Genomic DNA, 23,467 nt, shown 5'->3' on the forward strand with positions numbered 1-23,467 from the left:
GCTCAGTGCGTGGGCAGACCGCGGGTAGCCACCAGGGCCAGTGGCGGGAGCGATACCAGCGCAATCGCCGTGACCACATTCATCCACTTGTAGGCCACGACGATCGCGGCGAACTCGCGCAGAAACGCACTCGGCAGGTAGTAGAAAGCGGTCTTGGCGCCCGTCACCTCGGCATCGAGGTTCAGGCGGCGCGCCAGGATCGCCGTCCGCAGAATGTGGAAGTTGCTCGTCACCAGGACCATTCGGGCGGTCGGGCCGCGTTCTCCCAGTAGCTGTCGGGTGAACGACAGGTTCTCCTCGGTGGTCGTCGACCGATCTTCGCGCAGTACACGGTCGGCGGGCACCCCGTGGTCGACCAGGTATCCCGCCATCGCCGACGCCTCCGAATCCATCTCATCGGAACCTCTTCCGCCGCTGGCGACCAGTAGCGGTGTCCGACCGGCCGCGACCTCCGCGCGAAAGACCTCGATCGCGCGATCCAGCCGTGCGGCCAGCAAGGGCGGCACTCCGCCATCGACCAGTCCGGAACCGTGCACGACGATCGCGTCCATCCCGGACCGATAGGGCAGCCAGCCATAACACAGCGAATACAGCAGGAAGGCCGCGAACAGGAACCCGATATAGCCGACTGCCATGGTCAACGACGCCAGAGCCACCACCAACCACCGATCCTGGGTGAGGATGGCGGTGGCGAGCACGATGAACGGCACCACCAGCACGACGCCGAGCCCGAACGGGAGCAGATTCGACACGCGCAGCCCCTCCTGCCGCACCATCTGCACGCTGTTGGCCATCAGTAGCCCGGCGAGCACCAGGACCAGGACCGGAGACAGCAGTACCAACAGCCGCGCGAGCACCACCGGCAGATCGCGTTCCGCGCCCGAGCCGATCACCCAGGCACCGGTGAACGTCCCGCCGAGGAGCAGGTACACACCGTGCCCGAGCCGCCGCCGGTCCCGGTGGAATCGCACTGCGAACACGCCGAGCAGGATCAGACCGATGACGAGCAGAATCACCCGGCCACGGTAGCGGTCGCCGCACCGACGAGCGGTAGTGTGGTCGACCCGGCAGCACATCGCGCGGCGCGGCTACCTCCCAGCATTTCGATCTTCCCCTAATGTGACTCGAGTTCGAGTATCTGTGGCAATGCCACCGCTACCCGGAGTTTCGACTTCGTCCACCAAGGTCCCACCCGGAAAGAGCGCCGTGATGAATGGGAGTCGATCAGTAGCCATGCTTCGCACCGTCCTCACCGCCACGGTGGCCGTGCTCACGGTGGCACCACTTGCCGCAGCGCAGCCGATCTATCCAGCACCCGACCCGGATCCGTTCTACGCCGCGCCGGCGGATGTCGACCGCGCCGCACCCGGTGATGTGCTCGCGGTCCGACCGATGCCCGAGGCGCTCGGCTTCCCGGGAGCAACCGTCACGCTCATCAAATTCCGCTCCACCAATTCGGCGGACAAGCCGATCGCGGCAACCACCACCGTGCTGACCCCGCCGAATCCCGCCCCGGGCCGGCCGCTGCTGTCCTACCAGCACATCATCAACGGCCTCGGCGCGCGATGCGCCGTGTCCCACGCGCTGTACGAGACCGACCCCAATCTCATGGTGCGTGAAGCCTTCGCACTCAACGCGGCACTGCTGCGCGGCTGGTCGGTCGCCCTTCCGGACCACCTCGGCCCGACCAGCGCCTATGGTGCCGCGAAGCTCGGCGGCATGATCACCCTCGACGGCATCCGCGCCGCACGCCGCGTCACCGAACTGGGTCTGGCCACCAGCCCGGTGGCCATGCTCGGCTACTCCGGCGGCGGCATGGCCACCGCGTGGGCGGCCGCCATGGCGCCCACTTATGCGCCGGAACTCCCGATCGTGGGCGCCGCGGAGGGCGGTGTGCCGATGAACCTGCTGAAGATGATGGAAGGGCTCGGATACAGCCGGCATCCGGCCTTCGGCCTGATCATCGCGGCCGCCATCGGTCTGGAGCGCGAGTACCCGACGCAGCTACCGGTCAGCCAGAATCTGAACGCGTTCGGCATGTCGGTGCGCGACCGGATCTCGGACAGCTGTACCAACGACATCCTGTACGTCGGCGCTGGACAGGGCATCACCGACGTCGCCGCCTCCACTTCGCTCGCCCACGACCAGCGCGCACGGGGCGTACTCGAAGAGAACAGTCTCGAACTCTACGACAAGGTGCCCGCGGTGCCGATCTTCCAGTGGCGAGCGTTTCAAGACCCGCTGATCCCGGTGGACTCGATCGACAACACGATGCGGCGATATTGCGACGCGGGCGTGCGTGTCCAGTCCGAACTGGAGCCGAGTACCGACCATCTGGCCGCCGCCGTGCTCGGCGCGCCCTTCGCGCTGGCCTGGGTCGACGCGCGGTTCCGCGGTGAGCCCGCCCCGAGTAACTGCTGAGCGCAGGTAACGCTCGCCGGCACCGGCCGTCGGGTATCGGTGCTTCCGGCGCCCCTACGCTGAGTGCATGGTCACAATCATCGGCGGCGGGATCGCCGGGACCGCTCTCGCCGGAGCGCTTGGACGAGAACAGATTCCGGTCGAGGTGTACGAGAGTCAGCCGTCCGTGGGGTCGGGCGCGTTCCTGGTGCTGGATGATCGCGCGCAGGCCGCGCTGACCGGCCTGGGAGTACCAGCCGACCAACTGCGCCGAGTCGCTCATACCGTGGACGCGCTCCAGGTCGCATACCTGCCCGGACCAGCCCGCACCGGTCCGAGCCGGGGACATCGGCTGTATCTGCGGACCGAGCTGATGCGGGTGTTGAACGAATTCGCCGCGGCCACACCGGCGGTATTCCATTACGGCACTCCGGTCACCGATGTCGACATAGCCGCAGGTGTCTTGTTCAGTGGTGCCACCCGGCTCGCCGCCGACGAGGTGATCATCGCGGCCGACGGCATCGACTCCATGGCCCGCCGTCGTCTCGAACCCGAACGAACGCCCCAATACGCTGGTCAAATCGTGTTCTACGGCCGCACCGAGCAACCGCTGCGGCTGCGCACCGACCGCTCGGTGCTGCACTTCGACGCCCGGATCGGCGCTGACGGCCGCCCCGCGGGGGCGTTCGGGCACCTGTGGGACGACAAAATCTCGGTCTGGTTTGCCAGAGTCACTTGTCCGCCGCTTCCCCTGCGGGACATCGGATTCCATCCGGTCGAACACTGGGCGCAACTCATTCGGACCGTCGCTCCGGGCATTGCCGATGTGGTGGAACGTCTACTCGCCGGCACCGAAACCGTCCATGTCTCGAACGCACGCAACGTGCCCCTCACCGCCGCCCGTCCCCCCGCGCTGCCGGTAGTCCTGTGCGGTGATGCCGATCACGCCATCACCCCCGCCGAAGGCGTCGGCGCACGGGATGCCATCGAGGACGCCGCGGCGATCTACCACGCCCTTTCCGCAGGTTCCACACCCGCTGAAGCGATGGCGGCGCGGCGAGGGCAGATCGCCGCCGAACGGGACCGAGTCGTACCGCCGTACCGCCGCAGCGAATCTCGCTCAGGAGACTAAGCGTCCTTACCGTGCTGGTAGGCGCTCTGCTTCGCTTCGTCCAAATCGGCTTCCGCGCGGGCTTTTTCGGCCTCGGCTTCCTTTTGTGCCGCGTCGCGCTGCGACTCGGCTTTGTCCTGTTGCGCACGACCTTCCTGCTTCAGGCCCTCGTCGTCGGTGACGACGCCGGCAGCCTCTTTCGCCTTGCCCTTGAGGTCCTCTACAACACCCTCGACAGCTTCCCGAGGTCCGCTCTGGTGCTCCGGCATGACATACCTCCGAATCGTTGATCGGCTGATATCAGCCGCGTACCCGGGCACGGTGCGCCCAATCAAGATGATCGGCGGACTACGCGTAGTCCACCGATCAACCGGATACGCTCCCGGTCACGCGGGCGCTTTTCCCGGTCACACGCCGATCGCACCCCGGTTGGTTGTGCTCCACATCCCACACCGACGATGCCCGCCCGACAGGCCGTCAGCTGCCCGCCCGAGCGGCGTCACAGCATCATGGTGCCCAGATCGCGGGCTGCGTGCGCAAGCGCGCGGATCGAGTCGGATTGGATTCGGTTCGCCACATGATTCGACACAGCAGCAGTGCGAACCGCACGCGAGCGAACTTGCCCGGTCCACCGGTGGATGACCCGCCGTCGCACCGACCACCCCAGACGTCAATCGGTCGGTAGCACCATGTTCGGTGATCCGCCTCGCGAAGTGCGAACGCGGGCATATTCACCCGATCCGCGACCGAGCACACTCCGATCGTGGATTATGGATGTGCATCGGGACGTAGGTGAGACTTCCGCCGTGCGCCTGCGCGTTACTTTCCGGCGCTCGGGCTGCGACGAGCAGGAATAACGCCGCATCGGTGATTCGAGGCGGTCGGTCACGCCCCATCCGCTGAGGAGAAGCCATGAATCCCGCACGCACGCCGCGCGCCGGCGACGTCATCACCGAGATGGATGACCTCCGTGCCGACTTGGCCCGCCGCTATCGCAGTACCGCGGGGCAGGGAGCGTCGGCCGATCCCGAGTTGATCGACGCCGACTTGGCCGCCCTCGACCGAGACGGGTACATCATCCTGGAGAACCTGATCACTCCGGACGAATGCCAGCGCATACGCGCGGCGGTCGCGCGTCTGCTCGGCCACACCGGCCGTAATGTCTTCGAAGGCGAGCGAACCCAGCGGGTGTACAGCTTGCTCCAGAAGACTCGCGCCTGCGACCGTCTGGTCGACCACCCTCGAATCCTGGCTCTGCTCGACCGGCTGTTCTTACCGAACTACCTGCTCTCCCAACTGCAGGTGATCAATATCCTCCCCGGTGCACAGGCCCAGATGCTGCATCACGACGACGGTTTCTACCCAATCCCGCGTCCGCGCCCACCGTTGAGTGCCGCGACGATGTGGGCGATTGATTCGTTCACCGATGCCAACGGCGGCACGGTCATCCTGCCCGGCAGCCATCGCTGGGATTCGGTCCGTCGACCGAGCGAATCCGATGCCGAGGTGATCACACAGATGTCCACCGGATCGTGCGTGTTCTACCTCGGCACCCTGTGGCACGGTGGCGGCGCGAACCGAACAAACGCTCCGCGGCTGGCCGTGACGGCACAGTACTGCGAACCCTGGCTACGACCGCAGGAAGCATTCACGCTGTCCACCAGTCGACACACCGCACGGACAGTCTCCGAAGACATCCGGCGCATGCTCGGCTACAGCATTCATCCACCGTTCATGGGTGCAGTTGATGGGATGCATCCGAAACGCCTACTCGAGAGCGCTGACCGAACCGACCCGGCGGACGATCTAGAAGGCTATCGCCGGGGGTGACCCTGCGGATCGAACAAACTCGGGTCGGTCAGTCGGGTGGTGACGACCGATCGGGCACCTTCCGAAGCAAAATTCGGTAGAGCACCAGGTGTTCGTCGTCGAATTGCTGGATGGACGCCTCCAGGTAGCGTTCATAGTCGTCAGCGCTGTGAGTGCCGACGATTCCTTCTGCGTCGTCGCGATGCGACCGGAGTCGGCGCAGCCATTCCGCGCAGGTCGCCGAGTATTCCTGGCGGTCGTTGACCAGCGAACGGACTTCGAAGAGCTTCTCCGCGGCGTGGGTGAGTTCGGCCAACCGCGGTGGATCCGATTCCGGGAAGATCTCATTGGCGAGAAATTGCACATCCGGGATGGCACTGTGGTCGAGCGGCCGGTTGCCTTTGCCGATCGTTTGGACGACGAGCGCGCCGCCGGGGCGCAACACACCGTGACAGTGGGTGAGAAACGCGCGATAGGCCGCAGTGCGCTGCTGCCGGGACAATCCGAACCGGACGAAGTGTTCGAGTGCGCCGATGCAGAAGATCGCGTCGTAATGCTGGTCGGGATGATGCGAGTTCCAGTGCTCGAGGCGAACGTCGATTCGGTCCGTGGCGAAGGCACGGACATAGTCGTATTGGTCGCGGCTGAGAGTGAGGCCGGTGACCTGGACCTGCTCGTGCCGTTCGGTGATCCGCCGCAGCAGACTTCCCCAGCCGCAGCCGATGTCGAGCACGCGCTCCGTGCCGGAGATGCGCGCCAAGTCGATGAGGTAGTCGAGTTTTCGCAGCTGTGCGCGGTCGAGGTCGTCGCCGTCGGCCCACAGCGCGCACGAGTAGGTCAGGCTGGTGTCGAGCCACAGCCGGTAGAAGTCGGTCCCGACGTCGTAGTGATGCCGTACCGCATCCGGTGAGGCGCCCTGGTACTCGTCGTTCTCCGATTTCATGATTCGATCTCCGCTCGAAGTATTGCGAACGCAGTGTTCACATTTCGATCTTTCTGGGCGGCGTCCGGATGTACACCGCAGCTGGGCGACTATGACGTGATCGGCGGCTCGGCGAGCGGAAAGCAGGATGAGCTATGGACTCTGGGCGTGAATCGTATTGACTGCCTCAGGTATTGGCGTGGCTGTCGGTGGGCTCCAGTCTAGCCGCGGTGCTGCTTGCTGGTGACGAGTCGGCGTGATCGGTGCGGTGTGGATTCGCACCGGCACCACCTTTCGTTGGCGAGTGGCTCGGCACAGGCACAGCTGTGCCGCTCAGCAGGGACGTCCGCGCACTCGAGCCATCATTCCGCACGGCGGTGAGATGCTGCTGGGGGCACCGGGCGGGACCTGCGCGAATTATCCGACGTCAGTTACGGTTGCAGGGCCGCATCGAGCATCGCGCCGGTTGCTCTGAAGAAAACTACTTGGCTACCACCCCACTCCGGAGGATCCCCCGCCAGGAATTGCCGCGGGTTGAGAAGCATCGGCCCCTCGATCACATCGTGGGGTGTGCCACCACCGCCGGTACGATAGTGCCTGACGAAATCAGCCAAATCATGGCTTTCTTCGCTGAACGACTTCCGACTGAGGGCATCCAAATCCTGACAGCGAATTCGGTAATGCAAAACCTCTGGATGAGGATGTAAACTTGCCCACTCCTCGGCTTGGGCACGGTCACGAGTGAGGTAGAAGCCCTGGCCGAAGTCGCAACGATATCTCGGGAAATTGGTATCCACTCCGTCGGATCGAATGACAGCAGCCCATTTGCGGTCTGTCCCACTGTAGAGATCGACCCACTCTGATGTGTCTTGCGACTCCGCCATCGCGATATCCCAATCCGCGCCCGGATTTTTGAAATCGGTTTCAACAAGATGCCGAAACACTGCACTACGCCCGCCCCGGTCAGCTGCGTCCAATTGTTCTTCAACGGTGAGTCCAGCCGACTCGGCTTCTGCCAGCGCCAGTCGATATCCCTCTCGATACTCCCGCTGGGCAGGCGCATCCGGGACGCCCGGGTCGAGTTGTTGCAGTTCCATCGTGGCGAATATGCGTTCGACAGCAGCCGCAGCGTCTTCCTCATGGGCTCTGTGCACAAACACGTCCCTGGCGAATGCGACCGGATCATTCCGGGCCGACCAACCTTCCAAAGCCCACTTGGCATGCACCGTCATCTCGACCAGACGGCCCGCATGCCCGTCTTCCCAGAGTTCGAGATCGATATGGTTGCGCACCGTGTCGTATCGGGAGACCGGGTAACTTCCATAGGAAACGCTGATCCCATACTCGTCCAATATCTCCCGAGCTCTACGCCCCGGCTCCCCCACTGTCCCGAGCAAGGAACGCGCCAATTCGGCCGGCAGGTAGACGATGATATCGGTTCCCCGGTACCCGCTGCTGTCAGAAGACTCCACCAGATGGGGTATCCGCTGTGCGGTCATCGGATCCGCAGCAGCACGCTGCTGCGCAATCGATGAGGCCGCACCGCCGATCGGCAGGCTTCCTTCACCATCCGGCGGTGCGAGTTCCGCACCCGCGTCGTGCGATCGGGTGTCGTTCGGGACAGTTAATAGTGGAATCTTCACATCAGCAAGGGGTTTGCCCCTTTGGTCATAGACCGAGCATTGCAACATTCGCCTTCCCGTGTGGTCACGGCCGACGCTCGCGGACCACGTGAAATCATCTTGTGGGTGAACGGGCAGCCGGGTGAGTAAAGCGGCGACAGTTCCCGAAAGCGTCGAGACATGGTCGCAGTCATACAACATCTCCGAGATCAGTTGACCCATATCCCGCGCGACCAGGTCCTCGGCTCGCATACGCACATGCAGTATTTGTTCGAGTATCGGGTCGCCCGGCGGACCATTCAAAACCATGTACGACGCCCCGCCCGCCTGGCCGGTCAAGCCGACATCCAGCACATCGACACCGCGATCAGCGAGATTGCGCAACTTCAGCTGCATTTCGCCGTCCATGAGACAGACAAGGGTAGAGACCACCCCGCTGGCGACCTGTACCATCGGCGACGGCAAACCGTGCCCCAGCAAACCGACATGTGTCTCGGCAATGGCTTCGAGTCGCAGATGGTCCATGCCTGGAGGAAGGTTCAGGACCCCATCCTCGAATGTTGGTTCTTTCGAGTCGTATCCGCCCTCGAGCAGGACCGACGTCACCGGATATTGTTCTTCGCGAAGGCGTCGACTCAGGGATTTATTGCCCCATATCTCAGGACCGACATGCGATTTTCCCACGAGGACGACCACTTTGGCATCGGGCCGTTCGCCCAATGCACCGGCGACGGCATTCGTCATATGCTCCTCCCGCTCGAGCAGGGTGCGCCAGTCGATGCTGCGCGGGTTGCTGATGCTGAGGTCGATCGGCACAATTTTGATTCCTTGTGCCGCGATCGCCAGGACCATTTGCCGGTAGCTTCGTCCGATAGCGCCCAGTCCATATCGACCGGGACCGCACGACACCCCCTCGAGGTCGACAGATTCACCGTTGTTCAGCGCATCGAATTGCGGATGATCGAGGGCTTCGATGCCGAAATGTGTAACACCCGCGGCCTTTAATTCTGCTGCCAGGTCCGCCACATAGAACCTGGTCCGGCTATTGCTGTGTTCTTCTCCGAGCAGCACCACCCGAGGTTGCCCCGGTCCACCCAGCAGTGTGTCCCAATCGACCTTTGCCGGATTGCGGGACACGACATCATTTTGTGAGCCGAGTCGCTTACCCGATTCGGTCGCGGTGGTGCCGGTGTTCGCGCCATCACTCGGCGGATCCGAGAGCACCTGTTCACCAGTAGCATAGAATGTGGCTCCACCCACCTGGAATGCCCGCCCCGTCGTGCCTCCGTCAGCGGCACTCGGTCTGTCCACCCCGCTGGTGTCGCCAGGACGCTCGGGCTTCGAATCTTCACCCGCGGCAACCTCGCGTTCGACTTGCCGCGTAGCCCTCAATAGTCCGGCCAATTCCGGGTCGGCGACATCCCAGTCCACCCAAGCCGGATAGTGGTCGGTCTCGGTAGCTACGGTGCCGCTGGCGGCGACACCGAATGTTTCAGCCGTTGCCCACAACTGATCCGGCGCGCCAACCGGGCGGCGCGGATGAGGCGGGACAGTTCTTGCGGTGGGATCGAGCGCGGCGATCATACCGAGCTTGTCGAAGACCGGCCCGTACACCAAGACCGGATTATCTGTATTCGTGTCGCCGACCCATATGCCCCGACCTCGCATCATTGCCGTAACAGTCCGACCGATCTCTTTGGCGAGTGTCGCGCCTTCGCCACTCTCGTAGGTATATCGTCTTCCCGCTTCGTCTTTGAAGACGTGCAGTGGCATCGGCGAAACATTCCCCACCGGGATGCCCGCAACTGTGACGACCTGCGCGAAGCGGGCGTAAGGCTGCACCTGCTCGGCTCGGACTCTCAGTTCGAACTGCGGGGAAGGTAGTCGCTGCGATTCGGCATCCTGGATCGGGAGTCGGCTGAGCACCGCGATTCCCAATCGCTTGCTGGTATCCATATGCGACGGACTCATCTCGGTCTCGTAGACATACCGGTAGCCGAGCATCGCGGCCAATTGTTGCGCGGTAGAGCCGTCCGGGTCGATCTCGGTCTCCTGCAGACAGATAACATCGGCATCAATCCGCCGGAGCTGCTCGACAAAGTAGGGCAGATCGACCCCGCCATAGTCGAACGGCTTATTCGAATCCTGTGACAGTACCCGGCGACCGCCAGCAATGTTCCAGGTCACGACCCGAAGCGGCCGATGCGGGTCGGTCGGGTCATCAGTGCGCCGCCCACCGACAAGTAGTCCACCTGCTGCAGACCGGGCTGTGCCCGCTTCCGATGCCTGGCTGCCCGAAGTCTGGACAGGCCTGCCGACAGTCGATTCGTTTTCAACGGCCGCACTGGGGACCGGCTCCGTCGGAGCATGCTGTTCGTCATGGTCTCGGGACCGGCCGACAAAGAATTCGGGGGTAGGACCGTCCGTCGCGCCGCCCGGCAGCTCGAGCGCATGGCCGTTCCTGTCGAACGCCATCGCCCAAATTCCCTCCAGATCATCCGGATTTACTGTGTCCTCGAATAGTCCGGACAGTCCCTTGCCCGGATCTTGCACCTCGATCCACCCGTTCTCGCCATTCTCGTCAGCCCGGTATACCAACCGGTAGACGTGACCACTCACCCCGTACTCACCGAATTCACGATGGCCGTCAACTACCAGCACCGACACTCCATCGCGCTGCCCTTCGGGCAATCCCGCCACCAGCGCCCGCAATCCCGCCTCGACATGCAGGTGCGCCCGGTTCCGGTCGACGGAGAAATACTGCAGTCGCCCTCCGGAGTCAGCCGCCAAGTCCTTGACCCACATCCCGCCCAGACCGACCACGCGGGTCGTCACCACGCCCGGATTGCCGGTGTCCTGACGATGCAGCTTCAGAACCTCCGGTCCGCACTGGTTGAGTTCATGCGCCGACGGGCTCGCCGCCACCGGAACGCGCTCGGCCGTGCCGTCTTTCGAGGCCTGCGGCGCGGCGCTCGCCCTGCCGTCCTCCCTTTCGGATCTCGGCTTGCGCCGCCACCACGCGCGGCGCTCCTGCGGCGAGTGCTGTACGACGACGACCGTGATGTCATCGTTCTCCCCCGACTCGACCGCGCGGTCGACCACGTCATTTGCCATGGCGCCCAGGTCTCCGGCGTGCCTACGAACGACGCTGCCGAACTCCTCTGCAGTCGACATCGTCTTCACCGCACCATCGGTCCCCGCTATCACGACACCGCCGCGAGGCGCCTCGAGCTGGCCGTTCTCGGCTCTCACCGGCGCGTCGATACCATCCGACACCAGAACTGTCGTGACGTATTCCTCCGACGCTTTGTGGTCGTTCGGTCCCGCCGGGATCGCCCGGCCGAGGGCGTATTCGATGATGTGCCGGCTGTTTTCCAGCCACGGGAATTGTTGGATCGCCTGCGGCTCGGTTATACCGAGTTCCTTCGCGAATCGCCGAATGTAGGAGTGGTCAGCGGTCCACCACATCGCATGTCTTCCATCCGCGGATGCCCAGCCGACCCGGCTGTCCCCGACCCACCCGACGGTGTACCGGTCCGGTTCCGTGATCGCCACCGCGACGGTGCACTGGGGCTTGTCCTCGGAGTCGGCGTATTCGGGCTGTCGTCCCAGGGCTTGGACCTTCTGATGGACATGATGTAACGCGTCGCGCAGCACCGCCTCCCTGGTCAGGGTGCGCTTGAACAGCGTGTGTGGCCAATTCGCCTTCAGGTAGGCACCGAGTTCGACCGCTGCTTCGCGCGCGGCGCGGTGGCCATCCGGCGCTCCGCCTACCCCGTCGAACACCGCGGCGACCACGACCGGTTTCCCGTGGCGGGTGAATTCCACCACCATCATCGCGTCGTCGTTGCGCTCGTGGTTCGCGCCCTTTTTACTGACTCCGGCGGCCGACCGAGTGTCCCCGGTGAGACGCCCGGCCCGTTCGGGTTTGTCGAGTTCCTCGACCTGTTTGAATTGCCCGTCGACCAGCCCATGGTGCGGGCCGAACCCCGCGATCGCCGAGCGCGCGCCGACCGCGGGATCGAGATCTCTGCCCACTGCGAAGTCGTCGAACGAACCGCGCCATCGCACAACACCATTCGAATCGGGAGCACCTCCGGCGACCGGATGACCCTTGTTGTCCAAGTACAACGCCAAGACGCCACGACCGTTCGAAGCGCTCTGCGGAGGAACGAAATCCGAAAGTACTCGCCCTTTCCCCGGATCTCGCAGTTCGAAGCGCTCCGTCGCATTCGGCCCTACGCGACGAATCAGCCACCAGGCATGTCCCAGATCCCCCCGCCGACCCGACACAGCCGGCTCGAACACCACCACCGCCACGCCGTTGCCTCGACCGGGCTGCTCGACATCCAATGCTCGCCCCAAGGCAGCCAACCGCGCTACCGCATCCACTGTCCCCGTCAGGTGCTGCGCATGTCCCCCCAGTGCCCCCTCGAGTTCACTGATCAAGACCCCGCTCAGACCGGCGGTGCCCAATCGTCGAATATCACCGCGGCCGAACAGCTCGGCCACATCATCAACCACCATCGGCCCACACTGGTTGTCCGCATGGCCTCGACCATCCCGCGGCCGCTGGTACGCCACCGCCCCATCACCGGATGCCATCTCGTCGCCTTCCACCTGCCCGAGAGCATCCCGTCCGACGAGAACTTCGCCCGTCGCGACAGCACCGGTAGCCGACCGGCCTGTAGCGTCCGCCGACGCGCGCGAACGTGTCGTCGCGGTCTCGCCACGGTGGCCCTCGTCGGCTGGTGTCGACGAGGGCTGATCCGACAGTCCCGGCTCAGCGTGGACAGCAGTGACCGCGACCCGCCGGCCGAGCATGGGCGCCTCGCTGAAACCGGCCTCTATCGCCCAATCGCGCAGCGTCGGCTCGCCACGATCGCCGGGCCCGAGCAGGACCACCTCGGTGTTTTCGCGGATGTCCGAATTCGGGCCGAGGTCGGCGAGGATGAAGTCGCGCCCTTGTCCGACGACTTCATAGCGTTCACCCTCGATCCATACCTGGTACGTTCCTGGCCGGGGCAATTGAAGATCGCCGTACCCGATCGTAATTCGTGCGATCGTGGTGTCACGCGGCGCGATCCATGCCTGTCGGGAGCCGACGCCCGCACCTTCGGATATCGCCATCACGTGCGCCACCCGGCTGTGAACCCGTAGCACCTGTCGCAAATCGGGATCCGGCCCGAGATCCGAGGGCATGCCATACAGTGCGATGCCGGTGCGCACCATGGTGAAGAGCCGATCCGCCGGGACGTCGAGCGCAGCACTCGCCCACAGATGTTGCAATTCCGGCGTCAGACCGGATGCGACAAGAAGTTCGACTGCCGCGCTGAACCGGCGATATTGCGTCTCCCATCGCTCCTCCACATGGTCGACATGCGACATCACCCCCTCGAACTCGATCCATCCGTGATCGATCGAGTCCCACAGCTGTGGAATGAATTCGGCCAATCGGTCCGGCGAGACGCCTTCGCGGTTCAGGCCGGTGTTCACCGCGAGATGTACCTTCGCCGGCCTGCCGACGGCCGCCGCGGCGGCCGCCACCGCGCGTAGCACGGGTAGCGATGACACCGCGACCGACACATCTGCCCTGATGGCGGCGGCGAAGTCGGAGTAGGGATGAGTTTGCCACGCCAGCAGCCTCGTGGTGACGCCCGAGGCGCGCAACTTGAGCGTTTCGTCGATCAGCGCCGCTCCGATGAAGTCGACACCCGCCTGCGCACCGGCCAGCGCGATGACCTCGGCACCATTGCCGTACGCATCCGCCTTCAGCACCAACATGACCCGAGGCTCTACGAGAGGCAGATCCGTCCGGCGTATCTTGTCGCTGATTCGATGCCTGGTAACAGCCAAGTTGTTCGCCAACGCATCGGTATCGGCCGACGCCCATGCTGAGGCCAGACGCGGGTCGAAGGTACTCCGGTCGAAGATCTCCGGGGCTACCAGAGCGATCCCGTCATGGCTGGCCACCATGGTCCGACCGGGCGGCGTATTGAGCAGTTGTTCGACTGGAACTCCCAGTACATCGGACCATTGATCGAGGGTGAGTTCGCCGTCGGCTCCCGGTCCCGCCAGTACCGCGACGTCACCGAAGTCGACCTCTGCTCCCGGTGGGATTTCGACGGGAAATGCGTCCATGCTCACGGGTCCGGCCACCCGAAGGCGAAACCCATTGACCGATACGTGGAGATCTTTGGCCGATCGGCCCCATTCATAGGGCATGCGATCGGCGTATCCGCCTCCGATCCACGCGATCCGCCGCGCATGGTCCACCGGTACGCCGTCGTAGCCAACCCCTTCCCCGGCGGGCACATCCTGGATGTAGATGACGTGCGACCACCACGTCGTGGCGTGCTGCAACACGAGGCCGGGGAACTCCACGGGCAAGTGCCCATACAGTGGCGCACCGAATCGGGCCGCGCTGGCCAGACCCAGTTCCGGTCGTACCGCCAATGCGGCTCCCGCGATGTGGAAGATTCCGGGACGGTCTAGCTCGTCGTACCTGTGTGTGGTCTGCTGCACCTGGTAGAAGCGATCGACCTGGATGTCGATCATCGGATTAAAGGGATCGTCGTCGTGGGCGAGCTCGGTGAAGATCGAGCACAGATCGATTGTTCCATCGGCGACGTGTCCGCTGATTTCGATCAACATCGTCAGATATTCCGACACGGGAACCCCACCGGTGTGCTTGCCCGTGTCCACTTCCACCGCAACCTTCGCTGTTTTGCCGCGTAACTGGGCGATGGCCACCACCACCTGAAGTTGGTCGATCGAGGAGACGCTGATAGTCAGATCATTCTCGATCGCTGCCGTCGCGAGGTATTCGTCGACCGCCAGCCCGGTTACCATGATCGGCAACGTTTCTCCCGCGCGGCGCAGTTGCAGCGCGACCTGGAGCGACGCGTGCAGCTCACGTACTCCGCCTTCACGCATGGCACGTGCCGATTCCACCGGCGCGAGGTCCCATATCTCACCGATGACCGTCTCGCGGGATTGGGTCAACACCGCCGCATTAGCCCGAACAGCCGCGCCTTGCAAACTCAAAACCGCCTGTGGCCGTGTGCGATACACGGCGTCGACCGGCACTCGGTTGCGCTGTGTTCGCGGTATCCACTCGGTCAATCGTCTCGCCAGGTCTTCGTCGCGCTCTGCCAGTACCCGCATCCGGTGATCGGAGCCGGGATCAGCGGGCCGTATACGGAGGTCGGCGGCCAACGCCGCCAACTTCCGGCCCAAGACCTCTACTACCGCGTCCTGTCCGAGTGTTGACGCCGCATCGAGCTTTTTGACCACAAAGCGCAACTGACCGTATTCGTAGATCCAAGGAATTCGTGGTTCGTTGTAGTCGTCGGTGAACTGATCCAACGCACCCTTGACAGCGCGCGACACATCCTCGGGGTGTGTTCTGGGCGATACCGAGACGCGGTAGCTCCTGCCGAAGTCATGGCCCCATGCCGCGACCATGTAGGAACGGACCTTGTGCGCTGTGACATAGAGATATTGGATCGAGCCCTCTCGGGTGGTGAATTCGAAGTGATCTTGCACCCACCGCATCTGGCTGCCGTCGAGGATCAGAGCGAGGTCCGATTCGATGTGGTGTCTCAGCTCGTCGTCAGTCAAGTCGGGCAGGTTGTCGGGGCGGGCGCGGCCGTGGAAGTCGCCAACGTTGCGCACCTCGACGTTGTATGGGTAATCGATGTCATCGAGGATCGACGGTGTCACCTCGGTATGTTCGGACCCGAACCTCGACTGCCAGTATGCGACCCGTTCCGCCAGCAGCGCGTCAGATCTGGCCAGCAAGGTCGGCCAGGTGAACGAGTCCGGACCCGAGAACTGCCGGTCCAAATCCGAAACCACCTGCGCCAAGTCCATACGAAGGTCCGATACCGACTCTGTGCCGGAACCTGCCATCGCTCGGTCGAGTTTTCCCACCAAGACGCCCAGCTGCGCGAACCGCCCTGCGATCGCAACAGTCATACGTGCCCCACGACTACCGATCGGGGCGGACGGCCCGACAGCGTGCCGCCGCAAGTGTCGGATCTGGCCAAACGCATCCGCGACGACGAGCGAGCCATGCGCGGCCGGTACGGTGGGCGAGACGAACACATGGTAGACATCGTCGACGTAGTCGCTCTGATGGACCTTGCCGGCCGATCCGGGGATCGGGTCCGGACTGGTCCAGACCACCAGCTCAACACGCTGGTTATCCCCATCGATGAAGGTGAACCTGGCGGTGGTGGGATCCCAGAACCCGTAACCTCGGGTGATCAAGTCGCTGTCGGCGTCGACCTGACGGAGCAGTTCGGCATGGGTGTGCGACGGGTCCGATCCGCGCGCCTCGCTATGGAGTTGTTCCAGTGGGGCCATCCCGAGCCGTTCGGGAGGAAAATTGCGATAGACCCTGGATTGGTACCACAGCCGTTCGAGCCGCGCGATTTTCGACTCCGCGAGGTGAGACCAGAACCGACCGTCTCGATCGGGCGTCAACGAGGGCATGACTTCGCGAAGCCGATCAGCTAGGCGAGACCTGGGATCCCAGGCGTTCAGCAGCGTCATGCGCGTCGCGGCGTGGGGTTCGTTCGGAGGCAGACCGAGACCGGTAACCAACTCTTCGAGGACTCGGGTCAGCTCGGGCAAGTGATCGGCATCGCCCCGGTCGATTCTCCCGACGACATACCGCAATTCCGCGAATTTGCCGATCATGTCCACGGATATCGTCGTGGGGTCTTCGTGGTTCCATCTGGTCGGCACAGCGTGCTGCTGGTCATTCGCACGGATGCCCTCCACGTGCCGCGCGATACCGCGACCGACCTGCACGTCCGACGCGTCTGCCCGCAACGCCCACGTGGCGACATGCAGGATGTGACGGCCACCGGGAATATCGGTCTCCCGCCGGACGGCAGCGGCGGCGGAATCCGGGTCCATCCGCAGCTCGATCGTGCCGACCCTGCCGTCGAAAAGGAGATAGGTGAATGCCTTTTCCTCCGGATCCCAGGACGCATGGTGGCTGATCAGTTCCTGGTCGGACTCGACGAGGCGACCGAGTCGATCGAGCTCTGGGGAAGGATCGGGATCGATCTCATCTCTTCGCGTCGGCGCGACCACATGCATGGCCTGATACACCATCGGCCGGGTTTCACCAGATTGCTCGGGATCGTTCCGATCCGCCGGGTCGGGAATCGGCCCCCTGGACTCGACGCCGGAAACAGCGGGCATCCAGTCCTTGTGGGAGATGGCATCCGGCGGGCGTTCGGTCGGCAAAGACTTCCAATAATCCTCGACCACCGTGCGAGGCCTCGCACCGTCGACCCGCACATCGACGATCTGCGTGACAATCGGATCGGACGGTCTGCCATCGGCCTCCAACCGCACCAGACGAACAGCCTGGACCGACCCCGCACGAGACGGATCGAACCGAAACGGCCGCTCATAACCAGCCGGATCGACAACAAGCAGCGTGCCTTTCCAATTGACAACCAAGTAGGTATGCGCAGACCCGGCACCCACCTTGTCCATCACCACCACGGCACGACCGTGAAACCTCCTTGCCTGCTCTACAGTCACCGAGCCGGACTCGCCTTCGCGCACACCGAACAGGAAATCCTGCACCCACCGATGACCCACCCCACCACCGAGCCGATCCTCCCCATGCCCACCCAGCACAGTCGACCACGCGATCGGGTCGACCTCCTCCTCACCCAGCACAACCCGAGGAATTCCCCTATCCCACTCATTGCCCAACGCCGATTGAAAATCACGTAACCGCAACGCCACCACCACCGCACACGCCACACCACCCAGCCCCGACAACCGCCGCGCCGGCGCACTCACCCCCTCCACAACCGCGGCATCCAACAACCGCACCAACTCCGAACTCCCCGCCTCATCGAACCCCACAGCCAACGCCCGCAACTCAGCAACAGTCACAACATCACCAGCCCGCTCGGCCTGCCACAACGCCACCTCCACCCCCTGCCGACGCAACAACCCAGACACATCGAACCCCGCCGAAGGAGAGCCGCCGACCGGGATGACCTGACTGCGCGCCGACGACCACGGCGTTCCGGCCGCGGCGGCGGGATCACCTGGGGGACGCCGCGCCTGCCACGGTGTCGTAGACGCGTTTTTCCCTCGGGGTGGTCGAAGTGACCGTGGTGACCGCCGTCGCTGGTGGTGCTCGGGCGCGTGCGACCACGGCGTCGTGCCCATAGCGGTGTTCACCGCATCAGCGGCGGATGCCACAACCCTCGCGCCGGATTCGGCTTCCAGGTAGTCGGTGGTCGTCGTGTACTGCGGCAGCTGTTCCACCGCTACCGGTGACACCGTGGCGGCGGGTCGCGGGGAAATCGAAGCGAGTCGCGGCGCTGTCTCCGCCGCGTCTGTGGTGGGAGCAGCGAAGCCTGGATCGGTTGGCTGCACGATGGCCGGGTCGATGCGGCCGGGACCGCCCGCCGAGTCCAGGTGGTGCGGCATGGTGGGCCATACTTCGCCGGGCAGGAGAACCATCAGGTCGCGCGTCGCGATCTGATGCTGCGCCTGCTGCAGTAACTCGGCTGTGGGTGGCGGCTGGCGCAGCCGTCCAGTGCTGTCGAGTTCGGCAGCGTTGGTGTCGGGGGCAGGGTCGGCGTGTTCGGTGGATGCAGGATCAGACGCGACGTTGGTGGGCACCCGCATGGGCGATGGCAACGGTTCGAGGCTGTCACTGGGGTCGGCCACCTGATTGCGGACCTGGTCTCGATCGTGGTGGTCGGCGGGCGCGGACTCGGGCGCGGTCATTGCCTGAGGCTTGGTTTGCTCTGAGACGAAAGCCGTTGGCTCGATGGCCCCGGAAGAGCTGGGTCCGTCGACCAAGGCAGCGATATTGGTGGGCAGGAACAGCGACTTCAGACGGTGCAGGGATAGTTGTTGCAGCACGGGCACCATGTCGAGGACGTCATTGGCGGCATGGTCGAGAGCGGCTTGGTGCTGTTCGCTGGGATCGTTGCGGTATGCGGTCGCGGCGTCGCGGTACTGCGTGATGACCAGCTGCGCGGGCGGGTGGCCGGTCCGGTCGAAGAGGGCGTCGTCGACCGCGAGGTACTCGTAGACGCGGCCGCGTTGACCGTTACGGGCGACGCGGTTTCGCGCCTGCATGTCGACGTCTTGGGATATGGACGAGTTCCCGTAGAGGTGCGCGACCATACCGCCGTCTCGGGAGATCTCGTCAGGCACCTTGTAGTCGTTGCCGCGGCCACCCTGCATATTGATAAGGGTGATCTTTCCCGGTTCGCCGGCCTTCTCGACGATCTCGTGCAGCCGGTCCTCCCAATCGGCGCCCTGGTCGAGAATCCATTTCGCGTCGACGACGGCGATCGACTCGTCGGGGAGGCGAGTGCGGAGGTCTGCGGCGATACCGGCGACATCGCTATTGCGATGCGTCAGCACCAATTGCGGAAGTCCTTCCTTGCCTGACACCTCGACGATGTTGTCGATCAGGGCGGTTCGCTTTTCATGCTGGCTTTCCGCGACGATCGTGCCGCCGTGCTCCAGTCGATATTGCTTGGTGCGGGGGATCGCGACGGCGTCGCCAGTGCCGTAGACCGTCGAGATCGACTCGGCGGTGTTCATGACAGTGCCAGAGGTGCCGGTCAGCGAGTCGACGTGCCGCCGCAGTACCTCGCCGAGGGTCGTACTCTTCGATGTTTCCGAATTGCCGTGGATAACGACAGTGTGCTCGCGCCCGGCCGCGTCGTATTTCTTCGCCATCGCGGCTTCGATCGCGGGTGCGATGTCGTGCCATCGACTTTCGGTCGCTGTGCGCGGATCGCGCATCACCTTGTGCGAGACCTGATCGATGATGACCGGGCGACCTTCGTGCATCACGAAGTGATCCCCCTCGACGAAGTCGCCCAGCGCGACCGCCGCGGCGGCGTTGATCCGCTTCACATCGTCGTCGGTCAACTCGCCTTCCCACAGCCGGCGTACGTTCGCCAGTGCCTCGTCGGTCAATCGAGCTGGTGAACGCGGCAGCGCCGGGTCGCGGCCGAAGTCGATGTCGGTCAATGTGGTCGCCGCCAAGGCGTCATCGACGAAATCACGAGCTTCGACGATCGCCTGCGCTGTTTCCGGGCTGGCTGGGCGTACCGCGCCGTCACTAATGACATAGGTCGGGTTCATGTAGAACAGCGCCGCGTCGATCTCGTCGATCGTCGCCAACTCGAACGCGAAGTTGTCCAGATGGCCACGCAGTTCGGCGAAACCGAGCGCGTCCTGCGTGGCGATGTAGACGGTCGGCTCGCCAGGCTGCGGCGGCGGCACCGGACGGTCCGGGTCTATTCGCACGAACTTCACACCGGATTCACCGAATATCGCGTTGTATTCGACGAAGGCTTCGTAGGCCAGCGGATCGGAGCTCGTGACCAGCAGCGTCGGACCGCGATGCACCGCCGTCCACACGTTGTGCACCGCCGCCGTCAGCGTCTTGCCGCTGCCGGGGGCCATCTCGGGTATCAGCCCGTCTCGCATGGCGAGCACGCCCATCAACTGTTCGCGGTACAACAGCTTGCCCGAATGACGTCGAATGGTCTCGATCGCCGCTAGGAACGAATCGTGCTCGTCGCCGTGCAGCAGACCGAACTTCAGCACCTCGTCGGGCACGTCGTTCAGCCGCATCGACTCCGGGACGAGCTCGCTGGAGCGGGCGTGGTACTCGTCCAGGATCTCCTGGGCGGCCGCGCGCAACTGTTGCTGGGTAGTGGTGAGTCGCTTGCCGTTCAATTCCTCGACGTCGAGTCTCCGGTCCACGACCCCGTCGTCACCGCTACTGAATTGCCGATCCCCGTCAGCAAGCGCACCGCCGATGACCGCATCCTCCAGCTGGGACCGATCGTCGTTCGGGAGCTCCATCGACCCTGGCGCCGCGTCGGCACTTGCCGCACGCGCGTCGGGCGAATACGGCGCTGTCGACGAGCGCGCCGGGGCGGCCGGGACCTGGTCCCTCGTGGTCGCGCCGGAAACTGTCGCGGCGCCGGCCGTCGCGGGATGAGGTGCGGCCGAGTTCACTTCGGAAGGCGCCACCGACGTGCGCCGATCGGTTATCGAGTCCGCGACCGGACGGACGACCTCGGGAGCGATGACCTTGGAAACACCGATGTCGGCCGCGGGCCGGCCAGGGCGAACGCCACCTTCCTGGCCGACGCGATCACCGATGGCCTCCGCCGCGCCGGCCGGCGCGAGCCTCGCCCCGTGGGCAGTTTGGCTGTCATCCGGTCGGGCGGTCCCGACTGATCCACTGGTTCGGGGGGCGACTTCGATGGGCTGTGACGCGGCGGCAGCGGTAGCGTCCATGGCGATGAGTTCGGGCCGCCGTGGCTCGACCAGCACACCGGCCTCGGTGTCACCGATGCGCGGGATGCCCCCGTCAGGATGCGGTGCAGCCACGCCCGGGACACCGGCAGGCGCACCAACGCCGGAACTCGTTCCAGTGGTGCGACTTTGCGACGGCCCAGCTGAGTCCATCGGCACAACATCAGTACCAGGGCGGGTTGCGGGCGCGGCCTTCGCGACGGCGGGTACTACCGCGGTCGGTGTCTGACCATCCGCGGCCTCGTCCGAAACCTCACCGGGTGCGATCACTACAGATTCTGCCGTCGCCGCGGGCACCATCGCGGCCTGACGCTGAGGTGTGGCAGCGCGCTGGGCGACGACAGCGTCCTCCCATACCCGTTTGCTCATCGACGAGGCCGCGAGGAGATCGGCACGATATGGATCGGCAGCCTCTACCTTGGCGAGTTCGCCGAGCTTATCCGTCCCGGAAATCGAGTGGCCGGACCGAAAGGCATGTACCGCGCCGCCGATCATCGAGCCCGACATACCCCCAGCAGCTGCGTTGACCAGATAGCTCAGCGAAAACTCCTGCGACGACCCAACGGTCGCCGCGACGAGACCCGCCACACCACCTGCTGCTCCAGCCGCGCCGATCAGCGTTAATACTTCGGCGCCGCGAGCGGACTTCTGCAGCCACTTTTGCGGAAGCTGCGCCACATAGCGCTGATCGATGCGATTCAGCACCGGCATCAGTCGTTCTGCCGCCTTCTGTCCGGCGACTCCACCGACGCCGCCGGCAACGATGCTTGTTCCCAGAGATTTGCGATCGATTCCTTGGCGTTCCCCATTGTCGATCTGGTACAACTGCGCCACCAAGTTCGGCAGAGCGCCTTGTGCCGCACCGCCCAGCACCACCAAATGCAGGCCGCGACCACCCAATTTGGCGATCAGCCACTCGATCGCCTCCCGCACCGCCACCCGTGCCGCGGCGAAGGCTCTCAAGTCCGCCGCCACCGCACCTGGCGGGAACAGCACCGTTAGTCCTACTTGCGCTACGAGTTGACTTAGCGCGGTGATGATGACGACCTTGGTGAATTCGCCGTCACCCGCCGTCTTCCCGACGTGTGACGCCACCTTGCCCAACCCAGCGGTCAGCCCACCCCAGGCCAGAAGGATCTCTCGGCCGGACTGTACTGCCGCAGTGACCGCCTCGCTTTCACCGGACAACCTCAGCTGGGCCAATAGATTGTCGAAGTTCGACGACGAGCGTTCGGATGCCTGCATCGCCTGCAGCAAGAGCGCTTGTAACGCACGCATGCGATCTTCGTCCAGGAGCGGGAACTTCTCACCCGCCGCGGCGACCACTGCCCATTGCGGAATATCCGGCGGAATTTCGATGGTCACCGTTCGCTACCCGACTCCACCGGCAAGCCAACCTCCTTGCCGTCAACGCCGCGTACCACAACCTGGTAGCCGGAATGGGCGAACAAGGCCGCTACTTCGGCGGTCCGCTGTGGCTCATCCGCGGCAGTCTGGACGACGACATCTAGGCTGCGCTCTACCGCATACCTGATCGCCATCACCGTCCACAGGAGGGTGTCGTGGAGCACCCCCGCATTCACTGACACGGCGGCATGCGGATGATAGGCCGCGAGCAAATCGGGATCGACTGCAGCGCAGTCGCGCTCGACGGCGAGGCGTAAGGCCGACTGCCGATTCGCCGAGGATCGGCACAGCAACAGTGCACTCGGCTCGGCACGAGGGTTGTTCGCGGTGAAGATCTCCGGAACAATATCGTGGTCGAAAATTGCAATGAGCGCATCTGATTCAAGCGTTTCGGGCGGATGGTGTTCCGATACTAGGCTGGTGATCGGTATCGCGCCGCCAATCGGATCGATATCGTCCGAATCGAAATGATCGGTATCGAGCGTGCCCATCCGCGCAAGCAAGGTCCGACGGCGGTCGCGGTGCTGATGGGCCGATTCGATATCCGGCGGATCCTCTCCCGCCGCTTGCCATGCCACCAGCGAACAGTGCGCCATCCGGGCCAGCATCCGCCGTGTCGCCTCGTGGTACGACGGCAGCGAGTCCGGCGCCAATGCCAATTCGGTCCGGAAAGTGCTCCGTGCCTTGGTGATCCGATTGTGATCAGGATCGACCCGGTTGAAAGCGATATCAATCAGTGCCTGTTCGGTGTCCGGCCCGAATCCGCCGTCGAGCGAGAGGTCACAACCGCCGAGTGCCGCCTCCAGCGCATCGGTGAATGCGTTGCGCATCGCCCGCCGCGAAAGTCCC

The 23,467-nt window shown here is 64.3% G+C and carries 8 protein-coding genes; 3 read left to right on the plus strand and 5 right to left on the minus strand.

Annotated elements, in window-relative coordinates:
• Window positions 1-2: 2 nt before the first annotated feature.
• Complete coding sequence (locus tag AB0B25_RS26315) at window positions 3-1,016, minus strand: YdcF family protein (RefSeq protein ID WP_357184630.1); 1,014 nt, start codon at window positions 1,014-1,016, stop codon at window positions 3-5.
• 217 nt (window positions 1,017-1,233) lie between these two features.
• Between AB0B25_RS26315 and AB0B25_RS26320 the strand changes: the two genes are divergently transcribed.
• Together AB0B25_RS26320 and AB0B25_RS26325 are read left to right on the plus strand one after the other, a co-directional pair.
• Window positions 1,234-2,421 carry a lipase family protein gene (locus tag AB0B25_RS26320; protein WP_357184633.1) on the plus strand — a complete coding sequence of 396 codons (1,188 nt, stop codon included), beginning with the start codon at window positions 1,234-1,236 and terminating at the stop codon, window positions 2,419-2,421.
• 67 nt (window positions 2,422-2,488) lie between these two features.
• Window positions 2,489-3,532, plus strand: a complete 1,044-nt coding sequence (locus AB0B25_RS26325; protein WP_357184636.1) for a hypothetical protein — start codon at window positions 2,489-2,491, stop codon at window positions 3,530-3,532.
• On the opposite strand, the gene AB0B25_RS26330 is transcribed toward AB0B25_RS26325, so the two are convergent.
• Window positions 3,529-3,780, minus strand: coding sequence for a CsbD family protein (locus tag AB0B25_RS26330; protein ID WP_357184639.1), 252 nt, complete (start codon window positions 3,778-3,780; stop codon window positions 3,529-3,531). The genes AB0B25_RS26325 and AB0B25_RS26330 overlap by 4 nt on opposite strands.
• Before the next feature lie 643 nt (window positions 3,781-4,423).
• Between AB0B25_RS26330 and AB0B25_RS26335 the strand changes: the two genes are divergently transcribed.
• Window positions 4,424-5,341: a phytanoyl-CoA dioxygenase family protein gene (locus AB0B25_RS26335; protein WP_357184642.1), complete on the plus strand. Its 918-nt coding sequence runs from the start codon at window positions 4,424-4,426 to the stop codon at window positions 5,339-5,341.
• Between the two features lie 28 nt (window positions 5,342-5,369).
• Here AB0B25_RS26335 and AB0B25_RS26340 read toward each other — a convergent pair whose 3' ends face one another.
• The 3 genes from AB0B25_RS26340 to AB0B25_RS26350 form a co-directional block, all read right to left on the minus strand.
• Complete coding sequence (locus AB0B25_RS26340; protein ID WP_357184644.1) at window positions 5,370-6,263, minus strand: class I SAM-dependent methyltransferase; 894 nt, start codon at window positions 6,261-6,263, stop codon at window positions 5,370-5,372.
• A gap of 410 nt (window positions 6,264-6,673) precedes the next feature.
• Window positions 6,674-22,576, minus strand: a complete 15,903-nt coding sequence (locus AB0B25_RS26345; RefSeq protein ID WP_357184647.1) for an alanine racemase — start codon at window positions 22,574-22,576, stop codon at window positions 6,674-6,676.
• Window positions 22,573-23,448, minus strand: a complete 876-nt coding sequence (locus AB0B25_RS26350; protein ID WP_357184650.1) for a zeta toxin family protein — start codon at window positions 23,446-23,448, stop codon at window positions 22,573-22,575. The genes AB0B25_RS26345 and AB0B25_RS26350 overlap by 4 nt, the downstream gene beginning before the upstream one ends.
• Window positions 23,449-23,467: the final 19 nt, after the last annotated feature.

The organism is Nocardia sp. NPDC049190 (genome assembly GCF_040648115.1).
Taxonomy (GTDB): domain Bacteria; phylum Actinomycetota; class Actinomycetes; order Mycobacteriales; family Mycobacteriaceae; genus Nocardia.

What these genes read in the sequence shown, in the direction of transcription:
- AB0B25_RS26335 (WP_357184642.1), top strand. Translation starts at nt 4,424, where the DNA reads ATGAATCCCGCACGCACGCCGCGCGCCGGCGACGTCATCACCGAGATG.
- AB0B25_RS26350 (WP_357184650.1), bottom strand. Translation starts at nt 23,448, where the DNA reads ATGCGCAACGCATTCACCGATGCGCTGGAGGCGGCACTCGGCGGTTGT.
- AB0B25_RS26325 (WP_357184636.1), top strand. Translation starts at nt 2,489, where the DNA reads ATGGTCACAATCATCGGCGGCGGGATCGCCGGGACCGCTCTCGCCGGA.
- AB0B25_RS26330 (WP_357184639.1), bottom strand. Translation starts at nt 3,780, where the DNA reads ATGCCGGAGCACCAGAGCGGACCTCGGGAAGCTGTCGAGGGTGTTGTA.
- AB0B25_RS26340 (WP_357184644.1), bottom strand. Translation starts at nt 6,263, where the DNA reads ATGAAATCGGAGAACGACGAGTACCAGGGCGCCTCACCGGATGCGGTA.
- AB0B25_RS26320 (WP_357184633.1), top strand. Translation starts at nt 1,234, where the DNA reads ATGCTTCGCACCGTCCTCACCGCCACGGTGGCCGTGCTCACGGTGGCA.